Annotated in this window: 13 protein-coding genes and 1 riboswitch; of the genes, 4 read left to right on the forward strand and 9 right to left on the reverse strand. The window is 70.8% G+C overall.

The window, feature by feature from the left end:
• Nucleotides 1–3: 3 nt before the first annotated feature.
• Nucleotides 4–2,190, reverse strand: a complete 2,187-nt coding sequence (gene pabB / locus E1264_RS04240) for an aminodeoxychorismate synthase component I (protein ID WP_132169745.1) — start codon at nucleotides 2,188–2,190, stop codon at nucleotides 4–6.
• 197 nt (nucleotides 2,191–2,387) lie between these two features.
• Here pabB and E1264_RS04245 point away from each other — a divergent pair, with 197 nt between their 5' ends.
• A complete protein-coding gene (locus E1264_RS04245) occupies nucleotides 2,388–3,698 on the forward strand; it encodes an ATP-grasp domain-containing protein (RefSeq protein WP_132169747.1) in 1,311 nt (436 codons plus the stop codon).
• Nucleotides 3,698–3,788: riboswitch (ZMP/ZTP riboswitch) on the forward strand. (Overlaps the previous gene by 1 nt.)
• Before the next feature lie 16 nt (nucleotides 3,789–3,804).
• Nucleotides 3,805–4,662: a dihydropteroate synthase gene (gene folP / locus E1264_RS04250; RefSeq protein WP_132169749.1), complete on the forward strand. Its 858-nt coding sequence runs from the start codon at nucleotides 3,805–3,807 to the stop codon at nucleotides 4,660–4,662.
• Here the strand turns inward: folP and E1264_RS04255 are convergent.
• Nucleotides 4,659–5,447: a chorismate mutase gene (locus E1264_RS04255; protein ID WP_132169751.1), complete on the reverse strand. Its 789-nt coding sequence runs from the start codon at nucleotides 5,445–5,447 to the stop codon at nucleotides 4,659–4,661. The genes folP and E1264_RS04255 overlap by 4 nt on opposite strands.
• 146 nt (nucleotides 5,448–5,593) lie before the next feature.
• Between E1264_RS04255 and E1264_RS04260 the strand changes: the two genes are divergently transcribed.
• A complete protein-coding gene (locus E1264_RS04260; protein ID WP_165963983.1) occupies nucleotides 5,594–6,457 on the forward strand; it encodes a prephenate dehydrogenase dimerization domain-containing protein in 864 nt (287 codons plus the stop codon).
• Between the two features lie 95 nt (nucleotides 6,458–6,552).
• Here the strand turns inward: E1264_RS04260 and E1264_RS04265 are convergent, their stop codons facing one another.
• From E1264_RS04265 to E1264_RS04285, 5 genes are all read right to left on the reverse strand, one after another.
• Entirely contained in the window at nucleotides 6,553–8,025 is a 1,473-nt protein-coding gene (locus E1264_RS04265) for an AMP-binding protein (RefSeq protein WP_132169755.1), read from the reverse strand.
• A gap of 45 nt (nucleotides 8,026–8,070) precedes the next feature.
• Nucleotides 8,071–8,844 (reverse strand): ABC transporter permease, encoded by a 774-nt coding sequence (locus E1264_RS04270; protein ID WP_132169757.1) that lies wholly within the window; start codon nucleotides 8,842–8,844, stop codon nucleotides 8,071–8,073.
• Nucleotides 8,841–9,731 (reverse strand): ABC transporter permease, encoded by an 891-nt coding sequence (locus E1264_RS04275; RefSeq protein WP_207935707.1) that lies wholly within the window; start codon nucleotides 9,729–9,731, stop codon nucleotides 8,841–8,843. Before E1264_RS04275 ends, E1264_RS04270 begins: the two co-directional genes overlap by 4 nt.
• Nucleotides 9,728–10,684, reverse strand: coding sequence for an ABC transporter substrate-binding protein (locus tag E1264_RS04280; RefSeq protein WP_132169759.1), 957 nt, complete (start codon nucleotides 10,682–10,684; stop codon nucleotides 9,728–9,730). Before E1264_RS04280 ends, E1264_RS04275 begins: the two co-directional genes overlap by 4 nt.
• An 85-nt stretch (nucleotides 10,685–10,769) precedes the next feature.
• Entirely contained in the window at nucleotides 10,770–11,837 is a 1,068-nt protein-coding gene (locus tag E1264_RS04285) for a ParB/RepB/Spo0J family partition protein (protein ID WP_165963985.1), read from the reverse strand.
• Between the two features lie 872 nt (nucleotides 11,838–12,709).
• Here E1264_RS04285 and E1264_RS45865 point away from each other — a divergent pair.
• A complete protein-coding gene (locus E1264_RS45865; RefSeq protein WP_279489749.1) occupies nucleotides 12,710–14,914 on the forward strand; it encodes a LuxR C-terminal-related transcriptional regulator in 2,205 nt (734 codons plus the stop codon).
• 18 nt (nucleotides 14,915–14,932) lie between these two features.
• Here E1264_RS45865 and E1264_RS04295 read toward each other — a convergent pair whose 3' ends face one another.
• Nucleotides 14,933–16,102, reverse strand: coding sequence for an acyl-CoA dehydrogenase family protein (locus E1264_RS04295; RefSeq protein WP_165963986.1), 1,170 nt, complete (start codon nucleotides 16,100–16,102; stop codon nucleotides 14,933–14,935).
• On the reverse strand, nucleotides 16,099–17,514 hold the full coding sequence (locus E1264_RS04300; protein WP_165963987.1) for an FAD-dependent monooxygenase: 1,416 nt from the start codon (nucleotides 17,512–17,514) through the stop codon (nucleotides 16,099–16,101). The genes E1264_RS04295 and E1264_RS04300 overlap by 4 nt, the downstream gene beginning before the upstream one ends.
• Nucleotides 17,515–17,523 lie beyond the last annotated feature (9 nt).

A 17,523-nucleotide genomic window follows, 5' to 3' on the forward strand; every position in this document is an offset into this window, starting at 1 on the left:
CGGTCACGGGCGGACCTCCCTCTCTCCACGGGCCGGGCTCTCGTCCCGGACGGGGCTCTCTTCGCGGGCCGTGCCATTCTCCGTCGCCGCCTGCGGGGCGGGTACCCGGTCGGGGAGCCCGTTCGCCACCGCCATCGCCTTGAGCATCATCTCCTCGTACTCGGCGGCCGGGTCGGAGTCCAGCACGATCGCGCCGCCGGCACCGACGAGCAGGTGGGAGTCGGTGAACACCGCCGTCCTGATGGTGATGTTCAGGTCGGCGGTCCCGTCGCAGCTCAGGAAGCCGATGGTGCCCGAGTAGGGGCCGCGGGCGCGCGTCTCCAGCTCATCGATGATCTCCATCGTGCGCAGCTTCGGCGCCCCGGTCATCGACCCGCCAGGGAAGCACGCGCGGACGCAGTCGATCACGGACATGTCCTCGCGCAACCGGCCGCGCACCGTCGACACCAGCTGGTGCACGGTCGTGTAGGACTCCACCTGCATGAGGTTGGGCACGTGCACGCTTCCCGGGACGCACACCCGCCCGAGGTCGTTGCGGAGCAGATCGACGATCATCAGGTTCTCGGAGCGCGTCTTGGGGTCGGCCGCCAGCTCGGCGCGCAGCCGGTCGTCCTCCTCCGGCGTCCCGCCCCGGGGAAGGGTGCCCTTGATGGGCTTGCTCTCGACCACCCGGCTTCTGTCGATCTTGAGGAAGCGTTCCGGGGAGGAGCACGCGATGCGCACCCCGCCGGCGGCGATGTAGGCGGCGTACGGCGCCGGGTTCCGCCGCCGCAACCGCAGGTAGAAGCGCAGCGGATCGTCCTCGCGGGGCAGCACCGCGGTGTTGGTGACGCACACCTCGTAGGTCTCCCCCGCCAGCAGCTTCTCCTGGCAGTGCCGGATGTCGGCGAGGTACCGGCCCCGGTTCCTGACCAGGCCGTCCTCCACGACCGTGCGTAACGCCGCCGCCCGCGCGGCGGCCGACCGCGCCGCCGCGGCGTCCGTGCCGCCGGGCTCCCGGTCGACGCTCTCCCGGTCGGCGGGACGTTCGGCGGCGTTCAGGGCGACCTCGGCGAGTTCCAGCCAGCGCAGGGCGGCCTCCTCCGAGTGCGGTGAGGTGTCGCTGAGCGCCACCAGCCACAGCGTTCCGGCGGCGTGGTCGATGACCGCGAGCCGGTCCACGAAGATCCAGACCGCGTCCGGCAGCTCGGAGGCGTGCCGGGCGGTGGATCCGCACTCGGCCTTCAGCTCGTACCCGAAATAGCCGATGTACCCGCCGGTGAAGTCGAACGGCACCTGCGGGGCGCTGATGGCCCGCCGGCCGATCTCCTTGTCCAGCACCTCGAAGATGGATCCGGGCACGCGGCCCACCGCACCGCCGACCTTCTCCACCCGCACCCGCTCGTCGCCGAGCCGGTAGGTCAGCACCTCGCCCAGTTCGCCGGACGCCTCGGCGAGGTAGGAATATCTCGCCAGCCCCGGCGCGGGGCGCGCGCTGTCCAGCCATGCGGTGTGCTCGGAACCGCCGAACAATGCCGCGTGGATCTCCTCGCCGCCGGCCGGGAGAGGCATCTTGCGGGTATGTGCGGTGTAGCGGCGTTTACCGGTGGACAGCGCACCGGGCCGCCGCTGGTGCGAGGCGACGATCTCGCCGAAGTTCCACAGCAGCCGGCAGCCGTATTCGGTGAGCACCGATTCCGGGTGGAACTGCACTCCCCAGAACGGAAGCCGGCGGTGACGATGTGCCATGAGAACACCGTCCTCGGCCCACGCGAGCGGTTCGAGTTCGGGCGGCAACGGTTCCCGGACGCACAGTGAGTGGTAACGCACCGCGGCGAAATCCTGCGGGATTCCGTGAAAAAGTTCGTCGTTGGTGTGCCGGATCGTGCTCACGAAACCATGGCGTGCGCGCGGCGCACGGGTCACATCGGCGCCGGAGTTCGCGCTGATTCCCTGATGCCCCAGGCAGACCCCCAGTATCGGCACTCGCGCATGCTGGATCACGTCGCCGCACATGCCGAAATCGTGCGGGTCGCGCGGGTCCCCCGGGCCCGGCGAGATGACCACGGCCCCCAGCTCCTGAGCGAGTTCGACGCATCGGGGATCGTCATTGCGCACGACGACCGGGTCCGTACCGTACACCTGAGCCATCAGCTGGAACAGGTTATAAGTGTACGAGTCGTAGTTGTCGATGAGCAGGCTGCGAATCATAGCCGACCAATTTCTGGAGAGTCCATCCGTCCGGTGGACGGGGGTGGTGGAACATATCCGAGCGAAGATCGGTTGCCATCGACCTGACGGGCCTCGTGTTCGGGGTGGGGCCTACCACCTGTCGACAGGCTTTAGAATCCGACAGGACACCGAGTGCAGTCAATCGCATTACAGGCTCTCGTCCCATCGGGGTGTGCATGAAAATCGCGGACACGCTGGTCGTGATCGAACACGGCCGTCTGCAACCCTTTGCCTTCGACCCTTTCAAGACCTGTCACGAGCTGGGACTGCGGCCCCTATTCGTGACCAACGACCTGGCCGAATACTTCGCCTCCGCGGTGTCCGCGGAGAGCGTTGACAAATATGTCGACGAGGTGATCGAGACCGATATCTCCGACCCCGCGCGGGTCGTCGCGGCGCTGGCGGAGGCGCAGGCGTCGGGACGGCTGCTCGGGGTGTTCTCCATCACCGAGTACGGCGTCGTGACCGTCGCCGACGTGGCGAGCGCCCTCGGCCTGCCCGGGCTGTCCCCCGCGGCCGCCCGCAACGCCCGGCACAAGCACCGGACCCGGCGGCTCTGCGCCGCCGCGGGGGTGCCCGTGCCCGAGCACGCCTGGGTGCGGTCGGCGGCCGAGGCCCGGAGCGCGGCGGCGCGGCTCGGCGGCGCCTGCGTCGTGAAGCCGCTGAGCGAGGCCGGGGGCATCGGGGTGCGGCTGTGCGCCGGCCCCGAGGAGGCGGCCGAACACTACGCCGCCATCGCCGCCGCCGGCACCGACCGGAGGGGCAACCCGCGCCCCCCGGGCGCGCTGGTCGAGAAGTACGCGCCGGGCTACCAGGTGAGCGTCGAAGTGGTCCACACCGGCCGCGGGCATCACGTCGTCGGCGTCACCGACGGGCTCTTCGGGGGACGCCCGCACTTCGTCGAGCTGGGCGAGACCTACCCCTCCCTGCTGCCCGAGCACGTGCGGCGCGACTGCGCGGACGTCGCCGTCCGGGCGCTCGGCGCGATCGGCCACGACTTCGGCGCGGCCCACGTCGAGGTGCGCGTCACCGCCGACGGCCCCGTGCTCATCGAGGTGAACGCCCGCCTGGCCGGGGCGCAGATCACCCGGCTGATCCACGAGGCGCAGGGGGTGAACCTGCTGCGCGAGGCGATCCGGCTGCACGCGGGCCGGTCCGCCGACCTCACCGTCCGGCGCGACGGCGCCGCCGCGGTCCGCTACCTGACCAGCCCGGTGGGCGGGGTTCTCAGCGCCGTCCGCGGCCACGCGGAGGCGGAGGCGATGCCCGGCGTCATCGACGTCGACTTCTACGTGGCACCGGGGGCCCGGGTGCGCCCGCCGGAGAACATCGCCGACGTCACCGGCTACGTGACGGCCACCGGCCGCACTCCGGGCGAGGCGGCCCGGCGCGCGGACGCCGCGGCGCTGGAGATCGGCTTCGTCGTCGATCCGCCGGGAACGGCCGGCGCGAGCGCCTCGGGGCCCGAGAGCGTGCTGCTACTCTGACGCCGGGCCGTGACTGGCGTGTGAGGATGGAACCGACCATCAGGGAGCGGCCCCTTCCGCGATGTCGTGCCGTGCGCCTGGGTGCCGAAACCCTGGAGGCATGGCTATGAGCGACCTACCCCGTTTCCCCGGCTCGGCGGACGGCCCGCGCCTCATCGGAATCGTCAATCTGACAACGGACTCGTTCTCCGACGGCGGCCTGCACCTCGCCCCCGAGAAGGCTCTGCGGCACGCGCACGACCTGCGCGCGGGCGGCGCCGACATCATCGAGCTCGGCCCCGCCGCCAGCCATCCCGGTTCCGAGCCGGTCACCGCCGCCGAGCAGCGGGAGCGGCTGGCGCCCGTGATGGCGAGCCTGGCCGAGGAGAACATCCCCGTCTCGGTCGACTCGTTCCACCCGGACATCCTGCGCTTCGCGATCGAGAACGGGGCCGCCTACCTGAACGACATCCAGGGCTTTCCCTGCGCCGACCTCTACCCGGCGCTGGCCGAGTCCGAGTGCACGCTCGTCGTCATGCACTCGATCCAGCGCCGGGGCCCGGCCACGATCGTGGAGACCGACCCGGCCGAGGTGTGGGCGGGCATCGACCGCTTCTTCGACCGGCGCCTCACCGAGCTGCGGGCGGCGGGCGTCCCGTCCGAGCGGCTCGTCATCGACCCCGGGCTCGGCTTCTTCCTCGGCAGCAACGCCGAGCCGTCGGTCGCCGTGCTGGCCCGGATCCGGCGGCTCAGGGAGCGATTCGGCCTGCCGGTGCTGGTGTCGCCGTCCCGCAAGTCGTTCCTGCGGGCGCTCACCGGACGCGACATCGCCGGTGTCGGGCCCGCCACCCTCGCCGCCGAGCTCTTCGCCGCCTCACAGGGGATCGACTACATCCGGACCCACGACGTGGAGGCGCTGCACGACGCCCTGACGGTGCTGCGCGCCCTCACCACCGAGGACCCTGACGGGCCGGGCGAGGGTTAGAAGACGTTCTCCCGCTCCATCGCGGTGAAGAGTTCCTTGACGTTGTTGAAGCCGGTCTTGTCCGTCCGGGTGATGAACTCGAACTGCATGCCGGTGTTGGCGTCGCGCTTGGTGAACGTCTGGTCGAGGCCGGGGGAGCTGATCACCCCGGTGAGGAGGTTCGCCTCCCGGGCGGTCAGGTCCTCCACCATGCCCGGCTGGTCGCGCACCTCGATGGCCACGTGCTGCACCCCGGGGCCGTAGTGGTCGATGTACTGGCGGACGTTCGAGTTCGGCGAGTCGCCCTCGCACAGGACGACGGTGACCCGTCCCGCGCGCATCGTCACCATGGTCATACCGGTGAAGTCGCCCTCCACCTTCTGGCGGTCGGCGACGGAGAAGCCGTACCGCTGCTCGAACATGGCCACGGCCTCGTCCATGTTCTCGACGGCGATGGCGACGTGGTCGATCCGGCGGGTCCGGCCGGCCAGGGCGCTGCGGCCGTCCTCGCCCTCGCTCGGGCCGATGATCGTGTCCTCCAGCCAGCACGCCTCAGCGGTGACGGCGTCGAAGATCTCTTCGAGATAGGCCTGGTCGATATCGTTCTCGGCGGCGAACTCCCGGACCTTCTCCTGCAGGGCGTCAAGCCGCCCCTGCTGCATCATCGAAATCCCGTGGTCGCGCTTGTGCTCGGCGATTTTCCGGCACAGCTCGTTGCGCTCCAGCAGTAACGCGAGCAGCGCGTCATTGACACGGTCGATCTCGGTGCGAAGTCGCGCCAGTTCGGGAGTTTCGGACTCGCTCATCGTCGTCCCTTCGCGAATTTGCGGTCGGCCGGAAAATAGCGTCCGCGCAATAGGCCCCCTGCCCGGCGGCGATTAGAGTCTCGCATATGTCCGAAGGCTCACCAAGACCAGCAGGATCGGCATTCAAGGCCCCGTTTGCACGGTCCGTGATCCTCGGCGGCCGGGGCGCGGTCGGGCGGCTGTTCGCGGACCTGCTGCGCGGCGAGGGCACCGTCACGCTGGCCGATCTCCGTCCGGGGGTGCCCGTGCCGGGCACGTCCGCGCTGGAGGCGGACGCCCGGCGGCCGGACCCGCGGCTGGCCGCGGAGCTGGCCGTGGCGGACGCCGTGATCGTCGCGCTGCCGGAGGAGGCGGGCGTCGCGGCGGTGGAGGCGGCGGCGCGGCACATGCCGCGCGGGGCCGTGCTCGTGGAGACGCTGTCGGTCAAGAGCGCGGTCGCCGGAGCGCTCGCGCGCGGCGCCGCGGAGCACGGGCTGGAGGCCCTCGGCGTGAACCCCATGTTCGCCCCCGCGCTCGGTTTCCCGGGCAGGCCCGTCCTCGTGTCGCGCGTGCGCGGCGGGCCGCGCAGCCACCGCCTGGAGACGCTGATCGAGGACGCCGGTGGACGGCTGGTCCCCGTCGAGATCGGCGAGCACGACCGGCTCACGGCCGCGCTCCAGGTCGCCACGCACGCCGGCATCCTGGCCTTCGGCGGAGCGCTGCGGCTGCTCGGCGCCGACGCCGGGGCGCTGACCCGGGCGGCGCCCCCGCCGCACCGGGCCATGCTCGCGCTGCTCGCCCGCGTGGTCTCGGGAACGCCGGAGGTCTACCGCGATGTGCAGGCCGCCAACCCGTACGCGGGCGAGGCGCGGAAGGCGCTGGCGGACGCCCTCGGCCGGGTGGACGAGGCCGCGCGGGAACCGTCCGGGCGCTTCGATGAGATGCTCGGCGACCTCGCCGGCTGGCTCGGCCCGGAGCGCGAACGCCTCGCCGTCGAGTGCGCGGACCTGTTCACCCATCTCTCGGACTGAGATCCTCGGCGACACCGCCGAGGCCGGTGCCGGTGTTCAAGTGTCTCTTCCGAACACTTGAACACCCACTCACGATCGACGGCCACGACGCCCCTTCAGCGGTGGGACTCGTCGCGGAGCTTGAAGCGCTGGAGTTTTCCCGACGGGGTGCGCGGTAACGCCTCGCACAGCCGGACCCACCGGGGCACCTTGAACGGCGCGAGCCGCTCCTTCGCCAGGGCGCGCAGCTCGTCTTGGAGCACGTCGCGCGACACGTCCCGCGCCGGGACGACGAAGGCGTGCAGCGATGTCGCGCCGGTCGCGTCGCCGACCGCCACCACCGCCGCCTCGCGCACGTCGGGATGCCGCCGGAGCACCCGCTCGATCTCGGCGGGGTGGACGTTGATCCCGCCGACGACCTCGATGTCGTCGGTCCTGCCGTGGTACTCCAGCGTCCCGTCCGGACGGCGGCGGGCCCGGTCGCGAGTGTTCAGCCAGCCGTCCACGAGCACCCGCGCCGTCGCCTCCGGGGCGTCGAGGTAGCCGGGCATGACGGTCGGGCCGCGCACCCACAGCTCGCCGACCTCGCCGTCCGCCGACACGCTCCCGTCCGAGCCGCGGACCTCCAGGTCGAATCCGGGGACGGCGCGGCCGAGGGTGCCGGGCGCGTTCCCCGTCACGCCGTTGGAGCAGAAGGCGTGACCGGCCTCGGTGGCGCCGATCTGGTCCCACAGCGGGACGCCCAGCAGGGCGCTCGTGGCGTCGAGGAGCTCGCGCGACACCGCCTCGCCCGCGGTCACGGCGGCGCGCAGGGAGCGCAGCCGCTCGTCCGGGCCGTCCGGCAGGGTGTCGGGGAGCCGCGCGTAGAAGCTCGGGACGGAGAACAGCAGCGTCACCCCGCGCCGGCCGACCGCCTCCACCACCTCCGCCGGGCTCGGCCGGTGCCGGAACAGCACGGCGGAGCACCCGGAGGCCAGGGGGAACGCCAGCGAGTTGCCCAGCCCGTAGGCGAAGTACATCTTCGACACGCTCAGCAGGACATCGTCCCGCCCGACGCCCAGCACCGGTCCGCCGACCAGCCGGTGGTAGTCGAGCAGGTCGCCGTGCCGGTGCACCGCGCCCTTGGGCCGCCCGGTCGTGCCGGAGGTGTACTGGACGTAGAGCGGCGCGTCGGGGCCGAGGTCCGCCGCCGCGTGCCCGTCCCCCGGGGAAGCCGCGACAAGCTCGTCAGGATGGACGGAGCTGATTCCGGCGTCGACTCCCGGCAGGTCGGTCACCAGCAGGCGCGCCTTGGAATCGGCCACCAGATACCGGTGGTCGGCGGCGGTGAGCGAGGGGTTGGCCAGCACCGTCACCGCGCCCAGCCGGGCCGCCCCGAGGAAGGTCGCGACCAGGCCGATCCCGTCGTCGGCGAGCAGCACGAGCCGGTCGCCCGCGGTGAGGCCCCGCGCGGCGAGACCGGCCGCGGCGCACGCCGCCCGCCGGTGCACCTCACCGTGCGTCCACGTCCGGTCGCCGGTGTAGAACGCCGGACGGTCGAGGAACGGCTCCCGCCGGGCGCGTTGTTCCAGTTCGAGGGCCGCGTTCATCGCGCATTCACCCCTGCCAACGTCAAGGTTCACATTCGGCCGTTGTCATGAGGTCACCGAACTCCCGGAAGGCCACCGCGAACGGAACACCAGCCGTTCGAGAAGGGTGAGGCCGCCGTTCAGGATGACGCCGAGCAGGGCGAGCAGCAAGATTCCCGCCCACATCTCCGCGTACGCGAACTGCCGCTGCCCCTGAAGCACCGAATAGCCGATGCCGTCGGTGGACGCGACCATCTCGCTGATCACCATCATGATCTGCGCGAGCGGGACGCTCGTCCGCAATCCGGCGAAGACGTACGGCGCCGCGGTCGGCAGGATGGCGAGGAGCATGCGGTCCTTCCGCGTCATCCGGAACGAGAGCGCCGTGTCCCGCAGGAGCGGGTCGAGGACGCGGGCGCCCTCGATGGTGTTGAGCAGGACCGGCCAGATGCAGCCCGTCGCGATGAGGAACACCTTCATGCCGTCGCCGATCCCGAACGCCAGCAGCGCGAACGGGATGAGGGCCGGGGGCGGCATGGCCCGCATGAACTCGATGATCGGCTCGCAGGCGCGCCGGACCGGCGGCACGCTGCCGAGGAGGAGCCCGCCGGCCACGCCGAGGACGGTCGCGATGGCCAGGCCGCCGAGCATCCTCGCCAGGCTCGGCAGCATGTCCTCGGCCACCCGCTCGAACACCCAGGTGTCGAGGAAGGTGTCGAGGATCTCCGAGAGCGGCGGGAGGAAGTAGACCTCGCTGCCCGCGGACAGCACCCACCACAGGACGAACGCGCCCGCGAGCACGACAACGGTCAGCAGCGGCCGGAGCCGGGCGGCGGTCATGTCGCGGGCTCCGCGTCGCGCCGGGCGGGGTGCCAGTGCACCATCGCCCGCTCGGTCCTGGTGAACACCGTGTTCAGCACCAGGGCCAGCACACCGGTGGCGATCATGCGCGCGTACATCAGGTCCGCCGACCCGCCCGAGCGGGCGAGCTCGATGGCGCGGCCGAGGCCCGGCGCGCCCATGACGATCTCCGCGGTCACCGCGAGGATGAGCGCGGTCGCCGAGGCGAGCCGCAGGCCGGTGACCACGTACGGCAGGGCGCTCGGCAGGACGAGCCACCGCACCCGGGCGAGCGGGCTCAGCGCGTACACGCGGGCGGTGTCGCGGGCGACGGGATCGACGTTGCGCGTCCCGTAGATGATCTGGATGAGCAGCGGCCAGGTCGCGGCGAAGGTGGCCAGGAACACCTTGCCGCCGAGGTCCGCGCCGTACACGGTGATCGCCAGCGGGATCAGCGCCACCGACGGGATCGGCCGCAGCGAGTCGATCACCCCGCGCGCGGCGGCGTAGGCGGTCCGCGACGCGCCGAGGACGAGCCCGAGCGGGACGGCGATCGCCACCGCCAGCGCCAGGCCGAACGCCCAGCCCTGGAGGGTCGCGCCCGCGGCCGTCCAGAAGGACGCCGTGCCGAGGTCCCCGGCGAGCGCGGCGAGCACCTCCGACACCGGGGGGAAGTAGCGGCGGGGCAGCAGCTCGGTGCGGGCGGCCGTCTCCCACGCGGCCAGCACGAGCAGGACGGCGACCGCCCCGTACGACCGTTCCACCAGGCGGGACCGCGCGAGGCCGTCGCGCGGCCGCGCGGGCACCCGGGCGCGGGACGGCCGTCCCTGCGATCTCCGGGGCGGCGGCGGCGCGGAGCCGGGGTGGCCGATCCCCACCCGGGTCACTTCGAGACCAGGTCGTTCACGTCCGCCGGCTTCTTGATCAGACCGTACCTGTGGGACAGTTCGCCGAGCAGGCGGAAGCTGCCGGGGTCCATCGTCTCGGTCCAGGTCGGGAGCGTCATGTCCCCGATCACCGTGTTCGGGATCTCGGCGAACCGGGCGATCTCCGTCCGGGCCTCGTCGGGGTGCTCGCGCGCGTACGCCGTCGCCGCGGCCAGCGCCCTGGTGAAGCGTTCGACGGTCGCCTTGTTCTTCTCCGCGTAGGAGTTCTTGGTGAAGTAGCTCGTGATCTGCAGGCCCGGCTGCGTCCCGACCATGCTCGACATGATCGACCGGTGTCCGGCGGCCACCGCCTGCGTCACGAACGGCTCGCAGTTCCAGACCGCGTCGACGCGCTTGTTGGCCAGGGCAGCGTTCATGTCGGAGAAGGGGATCTCGGTGAACTTGATCGTGTTGAGGTCGACGCCCTGCTTGGCGAGGGACGCCCTGACGGTGACCTCGCCGATGGCGGCCAGCGTGTTCAGCGCGATCGACTTGCCCTGAAGGTCGCTCGGCCGCCGCACATCGCTCGTCTTGGCCGCGATCACCCGGCACGGGTCGGAGCCGTCGGTGGTGCCGACCTTGTAGCCGGGCGCGACGGCCCGGAGCGGCAGCCCCCGCGCATGGCCGACGATGAGGGAGACGTTGTTGGAGTAGCCGATCTGGAAGTCACCGCCCATCACCGACGGGACGATGGCGGCGCCCCCGGCGGCGAAACGGGTCTCGATCTCCAGGCCCTCCTTCTTGAAGAAGCCCTTGCTGATCCCGATGAAGATGGGTGCCACGTCCGCGACCGGTACCAGACCGACGGAGAGTTTCCGATCGTCTCCCGACTCACCGGAGGACCCTCCGCATCCTGAGACCGCCAGCACCGCCGCGATGGCGACGGCTGGAACGGCCAACGGCCTCTTCCACATCCCATGCCTCCTCTTGCCCTGTCCTAGGCACCGTCACCGGCACTCGCGTGCGCGCCGTCCGGAGCGGCGGCGGCCGCGGGCCTCGTCACCGCGCGTCGGCCACCGACCGCCTGCGCAGGTCGTCGGCGATGAGCTCGCAGTTGCGCGCGAGCGACGAGAACAGCTCGGTCACCAGCACGGTGCTGTGCGGCGGAAGCTGGTTCATGGTCCTCGGCAGCTCGTCGAGCCTGGAGGTGATCTCGCCCAGTCGCTTGAGCACCTCGCGCCCCGCGTCGCTGAACCGCAGCGAGGGGTCGCGGCGCAGCCGGTCGAGCAGCGCGCCCGTCGGCCGTGGCGGCTGCCCGCTGCGCAGTTCGGCCCGCGGACGCACCCGGTCCTGCGCCGGGACGATCGCGCGGCGCTGCTTCAGCGGGACCGGGTCGCGGCCCTCGGCGAGCCGCCGCCGCACGTCCTTGGCGGTGGCGGGCGAGATGCCCGCGCGCCGCGCGATCTCGCGCAGCGGCGTGTCCGGCGCCTCGGTCATCAGCCGGCCGGCGACCATGCGGCCCTCCGCGGCGTTGAGGGGCCGGACGCGCCCGTCGCGGCTGAGGCGCACGATCGGCTGCTCGCTCCGTGCGATCGACCGCTTGCGGATGCGGCCGACCGTGCTGGCGGCGAGCCCGGTGGCGCGCGCGACCGCCCGGTCCGACCACATCGGGTAGAGCTGCAGGATGCGGGTGGCCGCGGCGACGCGGTCGCCCAGGGTCAGCGGCAGGCCGTGCTCGGTGTTCGCGCGGACCGCGAGCACGAACGCCGTGGCCTCGTCGCCGTCGAACACGTGGGCCTCTATGTCCCGGTCTCCGCGCAGTTTCGCGGCGCTGATGCGGTGGGCGCCGTCGATCACGCGCCGGGTCGGCCGGTGCACCAGGATCGGCGGCAGCTCCCACTCCACCTCGGCGAGCAGGCGCACGTGCTCCTGGTCCTGGCCGGCCAGCCGGACGGTGTCGGCGCACACCAGGTCGGCGATGAGAAAGGTCTGTTTGGGCAGCCGGTCGATCGGCACATCCTGCAGTAAGGACTCCACCTGGTCGGGAAGCCGGCCGTCGGCCGGGCGGACACCCGTGACCCCGGTCTCCCACGCGACGCCATCCAGATCCGGAGGATCCCCCGTCATCGAGCGTTCCAATTGATCATCTGCTCGTCCCCGTATCATCAACAAACCCCAAACAGAGATGCGTCATGTTTCGGTCTGTCCCCGAAAGATAACAAGTCCTGTCAATACCGCAAGGTGACGAAGTTGAACGTCCGGCAGGCCAGTAGTGGTCACCCGTGCCATCACTGCACCTCACCGGACGTTTCACATTGCCGGCATCCGCACGGCGGGCCGGCCGGACCCCTGATACGACCTGATCGAGCACCAATGCCCAAACGTTTGCGGACATGCTCGGCTTCATGCCACGATAAGTCTGCACTCCCCTGTCCTGATCGACAACACCTCTTCGATCACCGAACGGGCACGCCATTCGGGCACGTTTCGTTGGAACGTTACATTTCGCTCTTGATCGCCAGGCCCTGCCGCGCTTAGGGATCACTCTTACGCTTGCATGACGATTTCCGGCCGCCCAGAACCCCCGAATTCAGGCGGCCAAATACAAGCCTACCAGTTCCTTGATCGAAAAAGCAGACCGAACCGACCTCAATGATCTCACCGCCACGCCCGCTCTATTCACCGTCCCGAACTGTACCGGCGCGAAGCCCGGCCCGCATCGCGATATTGACGGTCTAGATCTTCCCGTGTCATCTTTGGGGCGCCACAGAAGGTGATCTGCACTCTCATCCGTCCAACGGCGAGTGGCCGTAGAGCTGCACCTGCTTCCCCCGATGGCGAACGGTTGAGAAAAGCGAATCTCACCTAACTCCCAGGCGATCCGGGGACGGATGACAATGCTTTTCCGGGGAAATGAGACCGAGCCGTCGAAGTACGCGGGCACGGCGGGAACGACTTCTAGAACGAACACACAGACCATTCCCTACTGGCTTCCCACAATGGTCGGCAGGGAACGCGAGCTCACCGACCTCAAGAAGATCATCATGGCGCCCACCTCGCGCCTGGTCACCGTGACCGGCCCGGTCGGGGTCGGCAAGACGCGCTTGGCGCTCCAGCTGGTCAGCGACCTCGGCCAGGAGCCCGCCTGCGGCGACGTGCGGTTCTACGATCTCGCCCACGCCGGGGCGGGCGACGGTACCGAGGATCTTCTCGGCCCCGCTCCCCTGCACGCGAACCTCGTACTGATCGACCACTGCGAAGAAGATGCCGCCGCCTTATCCGGCGTCATCGCAAGAATGCTCGGCACCCGCACCGACCTGAAGATCGTGGCCTTCAGCCGCGAACCGCTCGGGATCTGCGGCGAGCTGGTCTTCCGGCTGGCACCACTCGCCGTACCGGCGCACGACGCCGGTTTCGTCGAAGTGGCCGGCTCTCCTTCGGTGGCGCTGTTCCTCAACGCCGCGCGGGCCACCAGGCACGATTTCAGATTGACCGGCGAGAACGCCCTCAGTGTCGCGGAGATATGCCGCGAGCTGGACGGGCTGCCGCTTCCCCTCTCGATGGCGGCGGCCCGCGTGAAAATCTTCAGTCCGAACGATATCCACGACCAGGTGCACCGGGACTCAGCCGAGTTACCCGGTGGGTCGTGCGGGGCTTTCAGCAACAAGTACCCAAGTCTCGGGGCGGCACTGGAAAAGAGCCTGCTGGGGGTTGAGGGCGGCGAGCTCGCGGTCCTCGAAAAACTGACGATGTTCCGTGGCGGATTCACTCTGGAGGCCGCGGAGTCCGTCGTCGGTTCCGGGCAGGGCCCCTTCTACCGCGTCATCGAGCACCTGCTCGACAAGAGCCTGCTGCTACTGACCGAGTGCGCGGACGGGGAACTTGAGTTCTCCATGCTCAGGACCACGCGCGCATATATCGCCAAGCGCACCACCAGCACGGCCGACACGGCCGCCGCACGACGTTATGTGGCCTACTTCTACAAGATCGCAGAGAAGGCGGCCGCGGCGAGCGGGCAGCGCCGGTATTGGCGGGACAGGCTGGCCCGCTACCGCGACGACCTTTCACAATGCTGCCGGCTCCTCATCGAGTTCGGCGATCACTGCGGTGCCGTCCGGCTCCTGCATCTGCTCCGCGGATGTTCGACCTCGGTACTGGCCGCCTGCGACGAGCGGAGAATTCTTGAGGCGGCCCTGAGCCGCGGTTCCCGCCCCGCCCTGCAGAAGGCGATGGCCTTACAGCTTCTCGGCGCACTCGACCTGGCCCACCGCCCCGAGGATGCCCGGCGCCGGCTCCTGGACGCGCTCGCCACCGTCGAACGCCTCCATGATCAGGCCGAGATCGGGCGCTGCCACGCGCTGCTCGGCAGAGTCGCTCTCACCGTCGACGACCTGCCCGCCGCCGAGCACCACCTCGGCACGGCGATCCAGGCCGATCCCCCGTTCCCAGGCCACCACCACGCCCTCAGGGATCTCGCGAAGGTCAGGCTGCTGGAAAAGGACCTCGAACAGGCCGAGGCGCTCGGTGAACGCTCGTTGCGCGCCGCCCTCGACGCGGGCGACGGCCCGGCGGCCGCGCTCTCGCTGTTCGTGCTCGCCGAGTCGGCCGTCGAATCCGGAGACCTGGAGGGCGGCAGAGGCCGGCTGGCCCAGGCACTGTCGTTCCTGCGCTGGCCGGCCGACCGGGAGGAGATCATCACCGGCCTCGAACTGGTGGCGGTGCTGCTCCCCCGGGTCTCCACGAGCATCACGCAGTGGCAGCGAACCGCCAAGGTCCTCGCCGCGGCGCTCGCCGCCCGCGAGGACGCCGCCGGCCGGAATGACGACCGCGCGGCGCCGCTACCGGAGAGCGCCAGGGTCGGCGAGATCACCGGCAGGGTCAAGCAGAAGATCGGCGTGGTCGCCTTCAGCCGGGAAGTGGCGGAAAGCCGATATTCGCCGGTGACCGAGGTCTTTTCCGATGCGCTGCTGTGGATGACCCCGGACGGCGACGAGCACTTACCCGGCCGACGCAGCCATGCACCGCTCACCCCTCGCGAGTTCGAGGTCGCCAGGCTTGTCTCACAGGGGCTGACGAACCGGGCGATCGGCCGCCGGCTCGGCATCGCCGAATGGACGGTGGTCAACCACCTGCGCAAGATCATGAAAAAGCTGGACTGCTCCTCCCGGCTGCTGGTGGCGAAATGGGTGCTCGATACGGACTGACGCCTGCTCCCCTCTCGCTCAGACCAGCGTGCCCGGGACGAGGTCCAACCCCATGCGGACCTTCCCGTACAGTTCGCGGGCCCCGTCGACGTCGCAGACCAGGTGGCTCTTGATGGTGTTGACGTCCCGCTGCGCACGCTGGAACGGCGAGTGCAGGAACTGGCTGCTGGCACCGGACGCCTCGGCCAGCAGGTTGATCGCCGAAGCGGCCACGTCGGTGACGTGCGCGGCGATCAGCCGGCAGCGGGCCCGGCCGTCGAGGTCGAGCGCGGCCCCGCCCGCGTAGGTGTCCTGGACCCAGCGGACGGTGTCGTCGAACAGGAGGCGGGCCGCCCGCAGCTCGGCGGTGGCCTTGGCGAGCCGCAGCTGCGCGCCGACCACCTCGGAGTACGGGGCGCCGCTGTAGGCGAGGCGGCGGGTGCGCATGAGGTTCTCGAAGGAACCGAGCAGCGCCTCCGCGGTCCCGAGCGCCGGCGCGGCCGCCGAGAAGGCGATCGCCGGGATCACCGGCATCCGGTAGGTGGGAAGGTCGTACAGCTCGGTTCCGGCGGTCACCCCGGTGAGCAGCCCGGACGTGAGCAGCGTGCGCCAGGCGGGCACGAAGACCTCTCGCGCCTCGATGTCGTTGCTGCCGGTGGCCAGCATGCCGCTGGTGAACCACACGTCGTGGACGACGAGGTCGGCGGCGTCGACCAGGAACATCCGGCGCTCGATGGCGCTCTCCGGCAGCTCGATCTGCGCGGCGACCAGCGCATGCGTGCCGTGCTGGATGCCGCTTCCCCAGCGCCAGCGCCCGCTCAGCACGTAGCCTCCGTCCACCTGCCGGGCCGTGCCGGTGGGGGCCAGCGTCCCGGCGGGCAGCACCGGGCCCGCCCCGCCGAAGACCTCCCGCTGCGCGCGCTCGGGCAGCATGGCGGCCATCCAGTTATGGATCATGTAGATGGTCGCCACCCACGCGGTGGACGTGCAGCCGCGGGCCAGCTCGCCGCCGACCGCGAAGGCGGTCTCCAGGCCGAGTCCGAAGCCGCCCCGTTCCGGCGGCAGCAGGATGCGGTGGAACTCGGCGTCCACCAGCTCCTTCACCGTCGCTTCGGGCAGCTCTCGCCGCTGCTCCGCGTCCTGCGCCCGTTCCTCAAGGACCGGCACCATCCGCCGGGCGCGGTCGAGCAGTTCGTCATGGTCGGTCATGTCGTCCTCCTGGCTTGGTCTCCTGGCTGGTCTCCTGGCTTGCCCGGCCGCCGTACCGGCTTCGGGGTGGGGAAGACGTCGCCGCCGCGCGCGCCGCGCAGCACGGCGAGCACGACGGCGGGATGGAAGAGAGCCGTGTCCGCCCCGGTCATGTGCAGTGCGTCCAGAAGCGCCAGCGCCGTCCTTCTGTGGTGTGCGGCCACCTCCACGAGCCGCTGCATGTACCACTGGAGGATCCGGCCGCGCAGCGGCAGCCTGACGGCGGGCAGCCATCTGAGGTCCGATCCCACCGACAGCTTCCAGGCCGGCTGGAAGATCCTGCCGGCCTCCTCGCGCAGCGCGGTCACCGCCGCATCGAGCGTGGGCGCCTCGGCCAGTGCCCGGTCCAGGGCCACCGCCGTCCGGGCCGCGACCGATACGCCCTGGCTGTAGGAGGGGTTGAGGTAACCGGCCGAGTCGCCGACGAGGACGAGCCGCCGGGGGAAGTCGTCGAGGGCGTCGAAGCGGCGCCACCTGTTCTCGGTCACCCCGTAGGCGCTCACCGGCGTGAGCGGTTCGGCCTTCTCCAGGGCCTCGGCGATGATCGGGCTGCGCATGCGCTCCGCGACCTCGCGGAACTCCTTCACGCCGGCCGGGGCCCGGTCCGCTCCCACCAGCGCCAGCGAGACGAGCCACCGGTCGCCTTCGAGCGGGATGAGGATCCCCGCCTGGGGGGCGTCGGTGGTCGCCTGGATCAGCACGCTCTCCCAGTCGGCGTCGTGCGTGTCCGGCCGCTTGAAGACGCAGGTCGCGTAGACCGTCCTGGAATCGATGACGGTCTCCTGCGGGACGCCGTATCCCCATCGCCGAAGCCATTCGGCGGCCCGGGAGTGCCGTCCGGTCGCGTCGACGACCAGATCCGCGGCGAGCTGCGCCGGTTCGCCCCAGCCGTCTCCGTTGGCGTTCCGCTCGCGGACCTCGACACCGGTGACCTCGCCCGCGTCGACCCGGACTCCGGTGACCTCGCAGCCGTCGCGAATGCGGGCCCGCCCGCCCGTCTCGATCCGCGTGCGCACCACCCAGTCGAGCAGTTCGCGGCTTCCGGTCAGCATCACGTGGCGTCCCTCGAACCGGCGCATCCATCCGCCGGGCGTCAGGAGGAGGACGTCATCGGGCATCCGCACCCGGCGTATGCCGTGCGCGACGAGTTCGTCCTCGATGCCGGGAAAGAGCCGCTCCAGCGCCGCCAGCCCCGACTGGAAGAGGTTGTGCGCGTGCCCGCTGTGCGGGACGCCCCGGCGCCATTTCGGACCATCGGGGAAGCGGTCACGTTCGACCAGTACGACGTCGTCGAAACGGCGCATCAATGCCTGTGCGGCGCACAGCCCCGCGATGCCGCCGCCGAGTACGACCGCCCGTCCGCCCGCAACCATATGCCTCCA

This window comes from Actinomadura sp. KC216 (genome assembly GCF_004348535.1).
Taxonomy (GTDB): domain Bacteria; phylum Actinomycetota; class Actinomycetes; order Streptosporangiales; family Streptosporangiaceae; genus Spirillospora.

Excerpts from the sequence above, each read along its gene's own strand:
- pabB (WP_132169745.1), bottom strand. The coding sequence starts at position 2,190 with ATGATTCGCAGCCTGCTCATCGACAACTACGACTCGTACACTTATAAC.
- E1264_RS04245 (WP_132169747.1), top strand. The coding sequence starts at position 2,388 with ATGAAAATCGCGGACACGCTGGTCGTGATCGAACACGGCCGTCTGCAA.
- folP (WP_132169749.1), top strand. The coding sequence starts at position 3,805 with ATGAGCGACCTACCCCGTTTCCCCGGCTCGGCGGACGGCCCGCGCCTC.
- E1264_RS04255 (WP_132169751.1), bottom strand. The coding sequence starts at position 5,447 with ATGAGCGAGTCCGAAACTCCCGAACTGGCGCGACTTCGCACCGAGATC.
- E1264_RS04265 (WP_132169755.1), bottom strand. The coding sequence starts at position 8,025 with ATGAACGCGGCCCTCGAACTGGAACAACGCGCCCGGCGGGAGCCGTTC.
- E1264_RS04270 (WP_132169757.1), bottom strand. The coding sequence starts at position 8,844 with ATGACCGCCGCCCGGCTCCGGCCGCTGCTGACCGTTGTCGTGCTCGCG.
- E1264_RS04280 (WP_132169759.1), bottom strand. The coding sequence starts at position 10,684 with ATGTGGAAGAGGCCGTTGGCCGTTCCAGCCGTCGCCATCGCGGCGGTG.
- E1264_RS04285 (WP_165963985.1), bottom strand. The coding sequence starts at position 11,837 with ATGACGGGGGATCCTCCGGATCTGGATGGCGTCGCGTGGGAGACCGGG.
- E1264_RS45865 (WP_279489749.1), top strand. The coding sequence starts at position 12,710 with ATGGTCGGCAGGGAACGCGAGCTCACCGACCTCAAGAAGATCATCATG.
- E1264_RS04295 (WP_165963986.1), bottom strand. The coding sequence starts at position 16,102 with ATGACCGACCATGACGAACTGCTCGACCGCGCCCGGCGGATGGTGCCG.
- E1264_RS04300 (WP_165963987.1), bottom strand. The coding sequence starts at position 17,514 with ATGGTTGCGGGCGGACGGGCGGTCGTACTCGGCGGCGGCATCGCGGGG.